The following is a 14265-nucleotide window of genomic DNA, read 5'->3' as shown; positions in this document are numbered from 1 at the left end:
CAATGTGGCCGGTCAACCTCTCAGTCCGGCTACTGATCGTCGCCTTGGTGGGCCGTTACCCCGCCAACTAGCTAATCAGACGCGAGGCCATCTCAGAGCGATAAATCTTTGGCAGTCAGAGCCATGCGGCCCAACTGCATCATGCGGTATTAGCAACCCTTTCGGGCTGTTATTCCCCACTCCGAGGCAGGTTCCTCACGCGTTACTCACCCGTCCGCCACTAAGTAACTCAATCCGTTGGACGAATCCTCCGTCATGAGCACTCCGTTCGACTTGCATGTGTTAAGCACGCCGCCAGCGTTCATCCTGAGCCAGGATCAAACTCTCAATAAAATGGTATCTAAAGAACCAAAGTTCTTCAAATCATCTTATCGAAGCTTAATTCATAGCTTCAAAGAAATCAATTCAAGAGCCTTCCTTCAAGCTTTGCTTGTCAGAAGGACTTCTCGTCCTTTCTGGTGCTTCGTGTTTCTTTCACGTTGTTTAATTTACAAGGTACACGCTCTTGCCAGCCATTCGGGCTGACGTGCTATTTATTTTAGCACGCTCTGTTTCGCTTGTCAAGAACTTTTTCAAGTTTTTTCAGGGCTTTTTAGCCCCGAACCGCTTGTTTCGGTTCTTTTTCAACCTCGTTCACACCTTCCGGCGCGAACTCATTTAGTTTACCACGCACACTCGCGTTTGTCAAGCACTTTTTCTGATCCCTTTCCGCAAGGCCGTCCAGGTTCCCCTCGGTTTCTTCCGATTTTGGTCAGATTTTCATGCCCTCTCGCAAGGCGCTCAGATAGAATATCACTCCCAATCCCATTTGTCAACACCTTTTTTCACTTTCCGCCCTTTTCTTTTTCCGTTCTTCTTTTGTCATTCTCTGGTTGCGACAGGGTTGGAATTATGCTACTCTATTCTTATTACAAAATCCAACGGAAAGGGGCCATACCCATGCCCATTAAAATACCTGATTCACTTCCCGCTACCGCGGTATTGGAGAGCGAGAATATCTTCGTTATGACCGAGCACAGAGCCCTGCATCAGGATATCCGTCCTTTGAATGTAGTAATCCTGAATCTGATGCCCACCAAGATCGTAACGGAAACCCAGATCCTTCGCAAGCTGTCCAACACGCCGGTACAGATCGAAGTAGAACTGCTGCGGACTGCCAGTTACCATTCCCAGCACACAGATGAAGATCATTTGGCTTCCTTCTATACTACCTTCGATCAGATCAGGGACCGCAAGTTTGACGGCATGATCATCACCGGCGCGCCGGTGGAAAACCTGGAGTTCGATCAGGTGGACTACTGGCCCGAGCTGTGCGAGATCATGGAATGGAGCAAGACTCACGTCCACTCTACCCTGCATATTTGTTGGGGTGCCCAGGCGGGGCTCTATTTCCATCACGGAATTGAGAAGCGTTCTCTCCCCCAAAAGCTGTTCGGTGTCTTTGAGCACCGGGTCCTCAAGCCCAGCTCTCCCCTGTTCCGCGGATTCGACGATGTATTTTATGCCCCCCATTCCCGCTATACCGAGGTGTGGGAGGAGGATATCCGCAGCACCCCCGGTCTGGAACTGATCGCAGTTTCCGCCGAGGCTGGCGTATACGCCGTCAAGACTGAAGACAGCCGGCAGTTCTTTGTAATGGGACACCCGGAATACGATCCCGATACTCTAGCCAAGGAATACTGGCGGGATGTAAACAAGGGGCTGGATATTGCCGTACCCGCCAACTACTTCCCCGGGGATGATCCCACCAAGGTTCCCGTGGTGCGCTGGCGAAGCGCGGGCCAGCTTCTCTATACCAACTGGCTGAATTACTATGTGTACCAGACCACGCCGTACGATTTGAACGAAGTATAACAACAGCGCCCGTCCCGGAATACCGGAGCGGGCGCTGTTTCTATAGGGTAAGCTTAGCTTTCGGCCTTGTAGCCGATCTTCACCTGGGCAGTGCCGGAGTTGGCGGAGCTTCCCATGCGTGTCAGGGTGTAGTCCTCTCCACAAACAAGGCCGTCCACGGAATAGCCTTTGCCGCCCACGGTGTCGATCGCCTGGGTCAACCCAGCCCAGTAGCTGCGGCCATCCCAGGAATATTGGATCGTCAGCTCGGTCTCGCCGTCCCGGACTGCCTGCTCCAGGATGCCAGTATAATAGGCGAGAGCCTCCTCATCGGTCATTTCCGGCAGAGGGTACTGTAGGGAGGCTTTGAACACCCCGCTGTCCTTGTTGGTCCCGCCGCTGAACAGCCGGTAGTCCACCCCAGAAACTTTGCCGTTTGCGGTGACATAGCCCTCGGCGCTCATCACGCGGTAAGCTTTGGAGGCATAATAGTCGCCGTCCCGGTCCGGGTAATCCGCGGGCTGGAACTCCACCTGGAAGGCCCCGCTGTCAATGGCCTCCTCGATCTGGTCCACATACTTCTGCAGCTCCTCCCGGTCCCACTTGTTGTTAGTAAGGGTCACCACTCCACCGCTTTTGGCACTGAGGTCATAGTCTTTGGTCTGCCAGTTGGTATGGTAGGTGTAGCCGTCAAAGGTGTACCCCTCCACCTTCATAGTGTTACAGGCGATCTTAATGGCTTCGTCGGTGTATCCAGTAAGGGTCACCGTTGTGGTGTAGCAGTCCATTTCGGCGATGGCCTTTTCCAGAATAGGCACAATCTCCAGGGCAGTGGCCTGGTCTTGATTCTGCTGCTGCTCCTTATCTGCCTGGGCTGCCTCCTGACGGCGCTTCTGCTCCGCCGCCACATCATCCCGTCGGAACTTAAGCGACATCTCCCGTGAGTCAAAGGTGCCGTAAGCGAACTCCGGGTGTTGGTCAATGATGGCGTCCGCCACTTCGCGACTGTACTTGGACAGGGTGTTGGAGTCAAAGCCGGCGTCGGACAGGTCAATGGTAAAGTACAGCGCGTCGCTCAGCTGCTGGTCGGTGAGGGCCTGCAGCTCCGCCTGGGTCCAGGTGGGGACACCTTTCAGAGCAGAGGCGCAAGCGGCCAGGATAGCATCCACCCGCTCCTGCCGCTCATCGGCCATCGCCTGGTCCGTGGAGTCCAGCAGGTCCTCATCGTACTTGGTGCTGGTGCAGGCGTGGACGTTCTCCCAGTCCCGGTGGCTCCGACTGGCCATCACCTTGTCACTCTTCAGAAAATAGGTGTAGCGGATATAGTCACCGCCCTGGGTGGTAGGGTCGTCCCAGGTGGTATCCACATGGTACCACTGGCCGTCCACCTGCACCAGGTTCCATGCATGGTAACCGCCGGCATAGCCGGTGATGGTCTCGTTGGGGATACCTGCGGCGTCCAGCATGGCCTCGTAGGCCTTGGCATAGCCCGAGCAGACGGCGGTTCCCTTCAGCAAAGCCCCCTCGGCCTGATGGGAGATAAAGGGCATATTTCCGATGTCCACCCGGTAGTCGTAGTCGCAGTGGGTGACCAGATAGTCGTGGAGGGTCTTGACCACCTCGTAGTCGCTCATGCCGCTGGTGATCAGCTCGTCCACCACCCGCTCGGCCTCCGCCTGGGCCGCATCGGAGATATAGCGCCAGTCATGGTCGGCCACCGTACCAACGGAGATGGCGCTGTTGGTGTAGTACACCGCCAGAGTCTTGGCAATCTGCCCGTCCTGTTCGTAGGCGTTCAGATGGGTGATCCCGTAGGGATTTTCACCGTCCATATCAGCGATCTTCAGGGCCAGCTTCTCCGCCTGAGAGGCCTCCAGGCCGAATTCACCGATGTCGATGGCGGACTTCCGGTCCAGAAATCCGGTGGTGATGGCCAGGGTGGCTCCAGCCTCGTTGCTCAGCACCGGCTGCTCCTGGGTCGCCTCGCCTCCCAGCTGCTTCCACAAGCAGTAGACCACATCGGAGCGGGGGCAGTTTGATTTGGCGGTAAATGTAAGTCCATCGGTGAGGCCGCTGTTTCTGGCCCAAGCCACGGCAGCGGCGGACCAGTCATCACCCTGAGCCTCCTCCCCGGCAAAACGGCACAGGAAGGTGAGGATCTGGTCATAGGTCAGAGTCGCGGTTAGGTTGAACCGGCCGCCTCCCACGCCGTTGGTGATCCCCTTCTCCACCGCCCAGAGCACAGCTTTATAGTAGAAGGCATTCTTGTCGGTGACATCGCTGAAGCCGGTGGAGACACCGGTGGGAGTCGGGGACCCGGCGGCACGCCACAGGAAGGTCACCGTCTCCGCCCGGGTCACGGTCCTCTCCGGGGAAAAGACGCCGTTTCCAGTGCCCTGGGTAATCTCCTCCTCTACTGCCCAAGCCACCGCGTCGGCGTAGCAGGCATCGTCCGGTACGTCCTTAAAGCCAGTATCCGCCGCTGACACAGTGACCGGCAGAGCACCCGCCGTCAGCACCAGGGTCAGCAGCAGAGCAAGAACCTTTTGTATTCCTCTCATAACCAGCAACCTCCTTCTTTCTTCTGTGGTTTAGCCAAAGATGGCGTCCTGGGCGGCCTGAGCCGCATCATCCACCAGATCCTGAGCCGCATTCAACGCGTAGTGGTACTCGCAGTAGCCGTCTTTGTACACCGGCTGGTCGCAGGATTTGCAGTGGCCTCCACAGGCGGTCAGGCTGGCAGCAAGGGCCAGGGCAGCGATCAGAGCCATCATCTTTTTCATCGTTCTTGTCTCTCCTTATTGTGTCAAATTATGTTGGCAGAGACGGAAAGGCCAACAGGCCTCCCCGTACTCTCTGTGATATAGTGCTGTGGAGAGGTCCATCGGTTTTATGGTTTTGCAATTTTTTTAATTTTTTTTGGAATCGGTCACAACCCACCGTTCCTCAGGAGTGCCTCCGCCTCATCCACCGGCATGGCCGCTTCCGCCTCCTTCTGATTGCTGAGGATCACCTGAGCCGGATCGGGCAGCGACTCTGCCGCTCCCATGGTCAGGCCGCCGGCACTCTCCGCAAAGGCCCAAGGTTCCTCCACCAAGCGGGAGGTATAGTAGTTGGTGTCGGCCCACAAAGTCCCGTCCTCTGCCAGGAACACCGTATAGCGCAGGCCGCTGCCCGCGAAGAAGTCCCAGTCTTCCTGGAGGATGGTCACCGCCTGCCCGTTCTGACAGGTGACAATGGTCAGGACGCTCTGCGACCAGGGGAGATCCGGATCCGACGCCACAAAGAGCAGCTCCGGGGTACTATCGCCCCACACGTCAGCCAGGGCCACCGGAGATAGGTCGAAGATGCCGTCGTACCACCTGGCGTAGGCCTCAATGCCATCCCGCTGCGCCTCCAGCACACCGACGTAGGCGGCGGCAGCTTCTGGCGTAAGGCCTCCTTCCTCCGCTGGGGCGGCGTGGTCGCTGAGGCGGACAAACTCATAGTGGGCGGGATCGTCCAGCTCCAGATCCCATTCGGACTGGATGGCCCGCTCGGGATCTGGGGAGTCCACGATATTGACCCCCAAGAGCACGCCGTCGTAACCCTCCGGTACCCGAACGGTATAGGTCACATCCTGGTAGGTATCTACGGTGATCTCCCGTTCCAGACCGGAACGGTTGCTCTCCTCCCAATCCCCGTAGTTTATGCCGCTGGTCCACTGCTTCTCATAGGTGATGGGGTAGGTCTCCCCGTTGTAGTCCACCTGACCCTCTCCTGTAGCCAGATCCTGATTGCCGGTGCCTGCCCGCTGATCGGGGAAGTAGAGCTGACCGGTGTACCAGTCGTAGAGGCCGTACTCCTGAGTGAGGATGGTAAACGCCAGAGAGGCACTGCCGGGATTGCCCATGCGAACCTGAGCCGTATTTGTGTAGCGGATCGTATAGGTCACATACCCTTCCCCGTCCGGCTCACTCACCATGATATCCGGCTTGGTAAGTCCGCCAGCGGAGGAGAGCACCTCCAAAGCCGGATCTCCTACCATAGCAGTCAGCGGCACATCCTCGTAGGCGCGGGGCTCCACCAGGGTAAAGCCGTGGAGCGCCCCGAAAGAGGTATTGTCCGGTGCCTCCGACTGGAGGATCTCCGGAGTCTCCGACGCCGCAGGCTCAGCCGAGCCAGATCGGAAGGCAAGCCCCACTGCCGCACCGCCGATGACCACTGCCCCAGCCAGGATGGCTGCCACCACTTTCACCGAGATGCCTGCGGCGGCCGCACCTGCAGCCGTACCAGCGGCACCAGACCCTGTGGAAACACCAGTTGCCGCACCGCCTGCTGCCGTCGTTTCGGCGGCAGCCGTTCCACCGGCTGTGGCGGCCGATGCAGCGCTCCCCGCCTGGGCCAGCACCCGGCCAGCCATGGTCGCAGCTGCAGCTCCGTCCAGAACGGTGCTCTCCGCCTCACGCCGCAGGAAGTAGAGCAGCAGCAAAATGGGGCTGACGCTGTAGAGCTTCACACCCTTGCGCTCGTAATCCTCCACCCCGGCCTTGATGCTCTTCCGGGCGTAGTTCAGGCGGCTTTTCACCGTGCCCTCGCTGGTTTCCATGGCCTGGGCGATCTCCCGCACGCTCATCTCATCGTAATAGTAAAACAGCACACACATCCGCTGCTCCGGCGGCAGAGCATCCACCAGGTCCAGGATCATCCGCCGGGTCTCCTCGTTATCCAACGCCTTCTCTGGCACCAGGGTCTCGTCCAGGTTCTCCACGCCGTCCAGCAGGGAACCGCCCTCCTCATCTTCCGGAATCTGCCACTCCTTGTGGGGCGCAGAAAGCAGGTGACGGCAGCGGTTTGCCGTAATGCCGTTGATCCACCCCCAGAAAGCTGCAGGTTCTTTCAGCCTGTTCAGGCTCGTCAGCATGACGATCAGCACGTCCTGGGCAGCATCCTGGGCGGCCTCTTCCTTCTTCAGCATCTTCTTGCAGTGGTAATAGACCTTATTCTGTACCGCCAGCACCAGGGTCTCCTGGGCCTCCCTGTCCCCCTGAATGCTTTTCTGGATCAAATCTTTCAGTTTCTCCTGGTCCATCTTCCTGTCGTTCCCTTCTCTCCTGATAAAAAATGGTCTGCTTCACGTCATACTCCTCCGCCTCCCGAAGAAGGCAGCGGCGGAGGAACTGAAAAAATGTGATGGATTTCGTTGCACATTCTCCTCCCTATAGTGTACAGGATATCGTGCTGAAAAGGAATCATTTGGTTTTATTTTTTAAAAGATTCCATACTCTACATCATAATCGTTTCAACTGTCTCACGGACAACACAGCAGAAGCCGGCCCACCTGCGAAGAGGTGGACCAGCCTTTTGCAGGACGGGGTGCGGTCAGGCGGAGGCGCCCAGCTGCTTCCACAGGCAGTAGACCACGTCGGCGCGCGGACAGTTTGCCTTGGCGGAGAAGTTCAGGCCCTCGGTCAGGCCGCTGGACTGGGCCCAATTTACCGCAGCGGCAGACCATTCGTCCCCCGTAGCACTCTCACCGGCAGCCCGGCACAAAAAGGTGAAGATCTGGTCATAGGACAGGCTGCTGGACAGGTCGAACATTCCGCCTCCCACGCCGCCGGTAATACCCCGCTCGGCCGCCCAAAGGACAGCATTATAGTAGTAGGCGCTGGGGTCGGTGACGTCGGTAAAGGGAGAGGCGGAGGACGCAGGGGCGGGCGATCCGGCCGCCCGCCACAGGAAAGTAACCGCCTCAGCCCGGGTAACAGAGTTGGTGGGAGAGAAGGTATTGGCGCCGGTGCCGGTGGTGACCTTCTGGTTTACCGCCCACTGCACCGCGTCGGCGTAGTAGTCTCCGGTAGTCACGTCGGTGAAGCCAGCCACCGGCTCGGCAAAGTGGAGCGTGGCGTGATCCAGGCCTTCATTCAGGCCGCCCATCTCGATCTGGCTCCACTGGAGGGCGGTGCCGCCGTAGTAGACATCGGTCAGGCTGTCACAGCCATAAAAGGTGCCGCTGGCAATTTGGGTGACACTGACGGGGATGGTGACCGTTTTCAGGCTCCGGCAAAACCGGAAGGCGTCCTGCATTTGGGTCACGCCGCTGGGAATGATGCAGGTTTCCAGGCTGATGCAGTTTTCAAACAGCCGCATGGGCAGGGTTGTGATGCCAGCGGGCAGACGCACACTGGTCAGACTGGTGCAGTTGCTGAGGGCCCACTCACCCAGATAGGTCACGCTGTCGGGGATGTACAGACTGGTCAGGCTTTTGCAGTCAGCTAGAGAAGAGTTGGCCAGGGTAGTCACGCTGTTGGGCAGAGTCAGACTGGTCAGACCGGAGCCAGAGAAATCGTCATATCCGATGCTGGTGATGCCATCCGGAAGGGTGACGCCAGTCAGAGAGGAACAGGCTGCGAATGTATCCCGGGGAATGGAGGTCAAATTCCTTGCTGAGGGTCACATCAGTCAGGCCGCTACACCCATAAAACACGCCCTGCCCCAGAGAGATGATACTGACCGGCAGGACCACCTGCTCCAAGGAACTGCAGGCGCCAAAGGCCTGCCGCCCGATGGTGGTGACAGTGCTGGGGATGGTAACACTCACCAGCTCTTTGTGCTGATTGAATGCGTAATCCCCAATGGCAGTGACAGTTACACCGTAGATCTCAGCGGGGATGTTCGCCTCGGTGACGGTCTCATCTGCACGGGTGATGGTACCAGTGGTAGCATCAAAGTAGAGTTTGCCGCCGGAAACCTCATAGGTGAGGTCCGCCGCCTGGGCAGGCAGGGACAGGGCCAGGAGCAACCCAAGAGTCAGAACCAGGGTCAGGAGTCTGCGTACTTTCATGGAACATCTTCCTTGTATTATAGAGTAGTAGTTATTAAAGCCCCTCTCCAAGGGCTGTGCTACACTGTAAGGGATGCTGTGGATTGGTAGTGTCCTCCTACCACAAGATGGTTCGCGAAAGGTTCCAACCACAGCCCCTTACACTTTCGGTTAATCTTTCTATTCCTTAAAAAGAAGTATATCATAGAATACCTTATAAATCCACTTTTTACCTTCCTCCCCGGTCAAGGGAGTGCCGTGGCCGTTTGCGGCCTTTCTCCGCTTGCTCCCTCTGCCTGTCGGCCTCCACCGCCGCCTCCACCTGTTCCGGGCCAAAGACCCGCTTGACCCGTGTATAGTCGGCGGAGATCTGCCGCAGTTTTTTGTTTTCCATCTTCACCTCCATCAAGCGGTCAGACAGACGGGCGTTGCCCTCCCGCACCCGGTCATAGTCCCCTTGCAGACGGTCAAACTTCCCTTTTAGATCGATGTACTTGCGGAACAGGGAGCGCAGCACCTTGACGATCTTCGCCAGCAGGGGCTTTGCCTTTTTCTCCCGGTAGGACTTGGCGCTCTCCAGCGTCCCGGCCTCCGGCAGAATTTCCTCCGGGTCAGCGGAGAAATCCGCCGCCAGCCGCTCCATGTCCTTCACCGCCGGGGCCAGTTCTTTCAGCCGCCGCTCCTGGCTCTCCACCTGGCTCTCTTTCTCCGCCTTGACTGTTTCCAAGGCGGCGATCTCTTTCGCCCTCTGCTCCTTCTTGTAGTCCAGCACAGACAGGTGCTTGTCGTGGGTGCCCTTGTCCTCCCACTCTATCCCGTGGCGCTCCATCACGGCGGAGAGTTGTTCCTTTTCCGAGCGCACCCACTGGCTCCACTCCGTGTCTCCCCTGGTGCCGCCCTTGAAACCCTGGGCCGCTAACGCCTGTTTCAGAGATACCCGTGTGTCCAGCCCACGCTTGCTCCCGGTAGTAAACGGCACAAAGTCGATGTGCAGATGGGGCGTGGCCTCGTCCATGTGGAGGTGGGCCGAGAATACCCGGAGATTGGGATTGCGCTCTTGAAAGGCGCTCATATGCCTTTCTCCTTGTCTTTGTATGCTGGCATTGTAGTTCCCTCCTTACTGCTCATCCCGCAGTCCGTAGAATTTTTCCTCGAAGTAGCGCCTGCTCACCCGTCCGGGAATGGTGATAAAGCCTTTCTGTTTCAGTTCCTCGTTCATCTCCCGCACCAGTCTGTAGGCGTAGGGCTTGGAGATACCCAGTTCCCTGGCTACTTCTTCCGCCTTTACAAACAGTTCCTTGCTCATGCGTTTCACCTCCTTATTTTTGTTTCGCAAATATGTTAATGTTGCCATCCTCATTATACATTAACACAAGTGTTAATGTCAAGAATTTATTTCGCATTTTTGTTAAACTTTATCTTGCATATTTCGCTTTTTTGCGCTATACTATTGGCAAAGGCGGTGGGATATTATGACAGTCGGAGATAAGATAAAGAAAATCCGCACCTTTCGAGGTATGACACAAAAGGAATTGGGGCTTGCTGTCGGCTTTGAGGAAAAGGGAGCAGACAACCGTATCGCACAGTACGAAACGAATTACCGTGTCCCCAAGCGGGAGTTGCTGGACAAGATTGCCGAGGCGCTGCGGGTAGACCGCCAGAATTTCTACACCATCGCCCCCGGCTCCGCTGAGGATTTCATGCGGACATTCTTCTGGCTCGACGAGGACAGCCCCGGCGCTATTCGCCTGTTCCAACTTGTCCGCAAGCCAGGCAGGGCGGGGGCCGCTGATGATACCGCTGTACGGTACAATGACGGCGACGACTGGCCCGCACACCCTCCCGTGGGTATGTACTTCCAGTACGGCCTTGTGGACGAGTTCATGCGGGAATGGCTTTTGCGTCAGCAGGAGTTACACGCCGGGGAGATCACCAGGGACGAATACTTTGAATGGAAATTGAATTGGCCGAGGACTTGCGACGATTGCGGAAAATGTGAACCGAGTATTCTATGGCGCAAAAAATAAATAGGACAAGCGAAAAACCGCCCTGCTGAATTTGTCGTTCAGCAGGGCGGTTTTGCTTGTCCTTTTGGGATTATTCTCTTGAGAGTACCAGGCGGACACAAATAGTATCAATCCAGTATCAAGAGCAATATGGACGGGCAAAAAAGCCTGTATTCATGCGGGTTTGCGCCGTTTCAAGCGTCATTCCCATTCAATGGTTGCCGGGGGCTTACTGGTAATATCGTAGACGATACGGTTGATACCCTTGACCTCGTTGACGATACGGGTGGAAATACGGTCCAGTACGTCATAGGGGATACGGGCCCAGTCAGCAGTCATAAAGTCGCTGGTAGTAACAGCGCGGAGGGCCAGCGTATAATCGTAGGTGCGGCCGTCGCCCATAACGCCCACGGAGCGGGTGTTGGTAAGTACGGCGAAATACTGGTTGATGTTCTTGTCCTCACCGGCGGCGGCGATCTCCTCCCGGTAGATGGCGTCGGCGTCCCTGAGGGTATCCAGCTTCTCCTTGGTCAGATCGCCGATCACACGGATGGCCAGGCCGGGGCCGGGGAAGGGCTGGCGCATGACCAGGTACTCGGGCAGGCCCAGCTCGCGGCCCAGCTGACGCACCTCATCCTTAAACAGCAGCCGCAGGGGCTCGATGATCTCCTTGAAGTCCACATAGTCAGGCAGACCACCCACGTTGTGGTGGCTCTTGATGACTGCGGCGTCGCCAGCGCCGGATTCAATAACATCGGGGTAGATGGTGCCCTGGACCAGGTAGTCCACCCGGCCAATCTTCTTGGCCTCTTCCTCAAAGACCCGGATAAACTCCTCGCCGATGATCTTGCGCTTGCGCTCAGGCTCAGCCTCACCGGCCAGCTTCAGCAGGAAACGGGTCTCAGCATCCACCCGGACAAAGTTAATATCCCAGCGGGCAAAGGCAGCCTCCACCTCGTCGCCCTCATTCTTGCGCATGAGGCCATGGTCCACGAACACGCAGGTCAGCTGCTTGCCCACTGCCTCGGCCAGCAGAGCAGCCGCCACAGAGGAGTCCACGCCGCCGGACAGGGCCAGCAGCACCTTGCCGTCGCCCACCTTCTCCCGGATATCCCGGATGGCGGTATTCTTGTAATCGCCCATAGTCCAGTCACCGGTGGCGTCGCACACCTCATAGAGGAAATTGCGGATCATGTCCACACCATGCTGAGTGTGGTTTACCTCGGGGTGGTACTGCACACCGTAGAAGCCCCGCTTCTCGTCGGCAATGGCCACGTTGGGGCAGGCGTCGGTATGGGCGGTGAGGGCAAAGCCCTCGGGCACCTTGGCCATATAGTCGCCGTGGCTCATCCAAGAGATGCCCTGCTCCGGCAGGCCCTTGAAGAGCTTACAGGTGGTGTCGTAGTAGGTCTCGGTCTTGCCGTACTCCCGGGCGGTATCCTCCTGGGCGGCGGTGACCTGACCGCCAAGGGTATGGGCCATCAGCTGGCAGCCATAGCAGATACCCAGCACTGGCACCCCCAGCTCAAAGATGGCGGGGTCCACATGGGGGGCCTTCTCGTCGTACACACTGTTGGGGCCGCCGGTGAAGATAAAGCCGATGGGCTCCATGGCTTTCAGCTGCTCCAGCGGGGTGGTATAGGGCTTAACCTCGCAGTACACGCCGCACTCACGAACCCGGCGGGCAATGAGCTGGTTGTACTGGCCGCCGAAGTCCAGAACGATCACGGTCTGATGGGACATTCAAGTTCCTTCTTTCTATGGAGTCTATGGGTTTCCGAAAATCTGTGTAACAATTATGGTTTAGAATATCATATTTTTCCTCCGGGCGCAATACTTCTCCCACGTCCGCGCCGCATTTGAAGCAGACGGTACCATCCCCCGCCAAACAGAAAGTTGGTGCAGCGCCCTACCGCCGGATTACCCAGCAGGAGCAGCAGCCCTGCCCACGCCAGCAGCACCTGCCACGGTTGGGCCAGCAGATAGGGGAATTTCAGCCGGAATAGATGGAAGAAAAAGCCGTGGAGCAGATAGATGGGCAGGGTGTTCTGCCCCAAAACAGTTATCACCGGAATTCTGCGCTTGAGGTAAGGGGCCAGGCCAGCAAACAGGAGAAAAATCACACTGGCCGAGCAGCACATGATAAGTCCCCGCACCTGCCAGCTATAGCCCAGATCCTCATAGCCGTAGGCGCCCAGCATCATTTTTGCAGTCACGTCCTGCCGCAGCAGCAGCCACTCTAAAACCACGCAGCAGGCGGCCGCAAGGCCAAGCACAATCCCTCTGAGGGTCCGTCCTCCCCCGTTCCAGCGGGCTCGCAGGCCGTCTGCCCTTCTGAAGTAGTAGCCCAACAGAAACCAGGGCTGAAAGGCGATAATCCGGGAGGCGCTCCATTGGTAGTCTATGCTCTTGTCAAAGCCCGCCAGCAGCGCCAGGGCTACCGACGCGGCCACCATCAACCATCGCCCCACAGGGGACGGAACATCATATACCGGCAGCAGAAGGGTGTAAACGGCTAGCACAAAAAGGTACCACAAAATCCAGTAGGGTCTTGAAAACTGCACATGAACGTAGGGGTCCCCCAGCTTTTCCACAAAGGCAGTATACAGCCACTGGAAGATCAGGTAGGGCAGCGCCATGCCAAAAATCCATTTGCTCCGATCAAATCTGGCAAACATCCCACTGAGAAATAAAAAGGCTGGCATATGAAAAGAATAAATTACGGCATACAAAGTCTCTTTGTGGGGAAATTCCCCCGCAATCTCCAGCAGGTGCCCCAGCACCACCAGGGCAATGAGCAAAAAGCGCAGATTATCATACTGATATTCCCTTGTTTTCATGTCCGGCGCGCCTTCTTTCCACGACAGCCTATGCCCGCTTAGAATATCATGTTTTCTTCCCTCCCGCAATAGCAGCAAAAAGGCCGCCGAGTTCTGACAGCTCAGCGGCCTTTTATTCAGGCACCTATCTCCGCGCCGCCCCATTCCACGACGGTAAAGCCGGTACGCTCTGGAGCGGTGAGGGTCTGGGGCTCCACCTCCACCAGCTTGTCCAACCCCTGCCAGGCCATGAATACCCGGATCAGGGTATCCGGGGCCGGGTCAATGGTCAGCTTGGCGCTGTCGGTGTAGGCTTCCTGTTGGAAGGAGATCAGATTATAAGGGTTGTGCTCCATCTTGGGCAGCCAGTAGATAATAAACTCGTTGACCTCCTGCTCCGTCAGGCCCAACTGGGCCAGGGCGTCCTCCAGAAATACGGCGGTGTTTTCCCCAGTTACGCAGAAGCCGGTGGAAAAGTCGTATTCGGTCTGGCTCACGCCCTCCCAGAACAGGCAGTAATACTGCCGTCCGGTGGTCGGGTCCGTGAGGGTGCCGTTGGGAGAAGCGTCCACCGTCCAGCCGTCCCCATAGGCGGGATAGGTGGAGGTCAGTTCCCCATCAAAGTCCAGGGTAACGGAGACCTTGGTTTCTTCCTCCGGGTAGAGGTAAATCACCGGTTTTTCGGCCGCAGGGCCTCTGTCCGGAGTTCTGCATCCGGTCAGCGAGGCGGCCAGCAGGCAGGCCGCCAGGGTCAAAGGAACCAGTTTACGCATAAAAACTCCCCCTTCCAGATTCTTAGGTCCTT

General features: G+C 57.3%; 12 protein-coding genes and 1 rRNA gene. 2 read left to right on the top strand and 11 right to left on the bottom strand.

Going from position 1 to position 14265, the window contains the following annotated elements; all coding sequences use genetic code 11:
* Positions 1-333 (bottom strand): 16S ribosomal RNA (locus B5G40_RS08035); the annotation flags it as partial.
* A gap of 606 nt (positions 334-939) precedes the next feature.
* Between B5G40_RS08035 and metA the strand changes: the two genes are divergently transcribed.
* Entirely contained in the window at positions 940-1854 is a 915-nt protein-coding gene (gene metA / locus B5G40_RS08030; RefSeq protein ID WP_087271828.1) for a homoserine O-acetyltransferase MetA, read from the top strand.
* 53 nt (positions 1855-1907) lie between these two features.
* Here metA and B5G40_RS08025 read toward each other — a convergent pair whose 3' ends face one another.
* The 7 genes from B5G40_RS08025 to B5G40_RS07995 form a co-directional block, all read right to left on the bottom strand.
* Positions 1908-4394, bottom strand: a complete 2487-nt coding sequence (locus B5G40_RS08025; RefSeq protein WP_087399283.1) for an S-layer homology domain-containing protein — start codon at positions 4392-4394, stop codon at positions 1908-1910.
* A gap of 30 nt (positions 4395-4424) precedes the next feature.
* Positions 4425-4616 carry a hypothetical protein gene (locus tag B5G40_RS08020; protein WP_087271833.1) on the bottom strand — a complete coding sequence of 64 codons (192 nt, stop codon included), beginning with the start codon at positions 4614-4616 and terminating at the stop codon, positions 4425-4427.
* Positions 4617-4762: 146 nt separating this feature from the next.
* Complete coding sequence (locus tag B5G40_RS08015) at positions 4763-6904, bottom strand: RNA polymerase sigma factor (RefSeq protein ID WP_087399282.1); 2142 nt, start codon at positions 6902-6904, stop codon at positions 4763-4765.
* Between the two features lie 290 nt (positions 6905-7194).
* Positions 7195-8250 carry a leucine-rich repeat protein gene (locus B5G40_RS08010; protein ID WP_087399281.1) on the bottom strand — a complete coding sequence of 352 codons (1056 nt, stop codon included), beginning with the start codon at positions 8248-8250 and terminating at the stop codon, positions 7195-7197.
* Positions 8162-8656 (bottom strand): leucine-rich repeat domain-containing protein, encoded by a 495-nt coding sequence (locus tag B5G40_RS08005; RefSeq protein WP_087399280.1) that lies wholly within the window; start codon positions 8654-8656, stop codon positions 8162-8164. Before B5G40_RS08005 ends, B5G40_RS08010 begins: the two co-directional genes overlap by 89 nt.
* Positions 8657-8864: 208 nt before the next feature.
* Positions 8865-9707, bottom strand: coding sequence for a plasmid recombination protein (locus B5G40_RS08000; protein WP_242959324.1), 843 nt, complete (start codon positions 9705-9707; stop codon positions 8865-8867).
* A 45-nt stretch (positions 9708-9752) separates the two neighbouring features.
* Positions 9753-9941, bottom strand: coding sequence for a MarR family transcriptional regulator (locus tag B5G40_RS07995; RefSeq protein ID WP_087399279.1), 189 nt, complete (start codon positions 9939-9941; stop codon positions 9753-9755).
* A 166-nt stretch (positions 9942-10107) separates the two neighbouring features.
* Between B5G40_RS07995 and B5G40_RS07990 the strand changes: the two genes are divergently transcribed.
* Positions 10108-10662 (top strand): helix-turn-helix domain-containing protein, encoded by a 555-nt coding sequence (locus tag B5G40_RS07990; protein ID WP_087399278.1) that lies wholly within the window; start codon positions 10108-10110, stop codon positions 10660-10662.
* Positions 10663-10842: 180 nt separating this feature from the next.
* Here B5G40_RS07990 and guaA read toward each other — a convergent pair whose 3' ends face one another.
* The 3 genes from guaA to B5G40_RS17330 all read right to left on the bottom strand — a co-directional run bounded on the left by guaA (position 10843) and on the right by B5G40_RS17330 (position 14233).
* Positions 10843-12384, bottom strand: a complete 1542-nt coding sequence (guaA, locus tag B5G40_RS07985) for a glutamine-hydrolyzing GMP synthase (RefSeq protein ID WP_087399277.1) — start codon at positions 12382-12384, stop codon at positions 10843-10845.
* A 68-nt stretch (positions 12385-12452) separates the two neighbouring features.
* Positions 12453-13481, bottom strand: a complete 1029-nt coding sequence (locus B5G40_RS07980) for an acyltransferase family protein (protein WP_158099498.1) — start codon at positions 13479-13481, stop codon at positions 12453-12455.
* 116 nt (positions 13482-13597) lie between these two features.
* Positions 13598-14233 carry a hypothetical protein gene (locus tag B5G40_RS17330; protein ID WP_087271892.1) on the bottom strand — a complete coding sequence of 212 codons (636 nt, stop codon included), beginning with the start codon at positions 14231-14233 and terminating at the stop codon, positions 13598-13600.
* Positions 14234-14265 lie beyond the last annotated feature (32 nt).

Source organism: Flavonifractor sp. An9 (assembly GCF_002161245.1).
Lineage (GTDB): Bacteria > Bacillota > Clostridia > Oscillospirales > Oscillospiraceae > Flavonifractor > Flavonifractor avicola.
The sequence above is the reverse complement of the archived record's forward strand: the minus strand, read 5'-3'. Positions and strand labels throughout refer to the sequence as shown.

Bases quoted from the DNA above. Each gene is read 5' to 3' on its own strand.
- B5G40_RS07995 (WP_087399279.1), bottom strand. From the start codon at position 9,941: ATGAGCAAGGAACTGTTTGTAAAGGCGGAAGAAGTAGCCAGGGAACTG.
- B5G40_RS08005 (WP_087399280.1), bottom strand. From the start codon at position 8,656: ATGAAAGTACGCAGACTCCTGACCCTGGTTCTGACTCTTGGGTTGCTC.
- B5G40_RS08000 (WP_242959324.1), bottom strand. From the start codon at position 9,707: ATGAGCGCCTTTCAAGAGCGCAATCCCAATCTCCGGGTATTCTCGGCC.
- metA (WP_087271828.1), top strand. From the start codon at position 940: ATGCCCATTAAAATACCTGATTCACTTCCCGCTACCGCGGTATTGGAG.
- guaA (WP_087399277.1), bottom strand. From the start codon at position 12,384: ATGTCCCATCAGACCGTGATCGTTCTGGACTTCGGCGGCCAGTACAAC.
- B5G40_RS08015 (WP_087399282.1), bottom strand. From the start codon at position 6,904: ATGGACCAGGAGAAACTGAAAGATTTGATCCAGAAAAGCATTCAGGGG.
- B5G40_RS07980 (WP_158099498.1), bottom strand. From the start codon at position 13,481: ATGAAAACAAGGGAATATCAGTATGATAATCTGCGCTTTTTGCTCATT.
- B5G40_RS17330 (WP_087271892.1), bottom strand. From the start codon at position 14,233: ATGCGTAAACTGGTTCCTTTGACCCTGGCGGCCTGCCTGCTGGCCGCC.
- B5G40_RS08020 (WP_087271833.1), bottom strand. From the start codon at position 4,616: ATGAAAAAGATGATGGCTCTGATCGCTGCCCTGGCCCTTGCTGCCAGC.
- B5G40_RS08025 (WP_087399283.1), bottom strand. From the start codon at position 4,394: ATGAGAGGAATACAAAAGGTTCTTGCTCTGCTGCTGACCCTGGTGCTG.
- B5G40_RS07990 (WP_087399278.1), top strand. From the start codon at position 10,108: ATGACAGTCGGAGATAAGATAAAGAAAATCCGCACCTTTCGAGGTATG.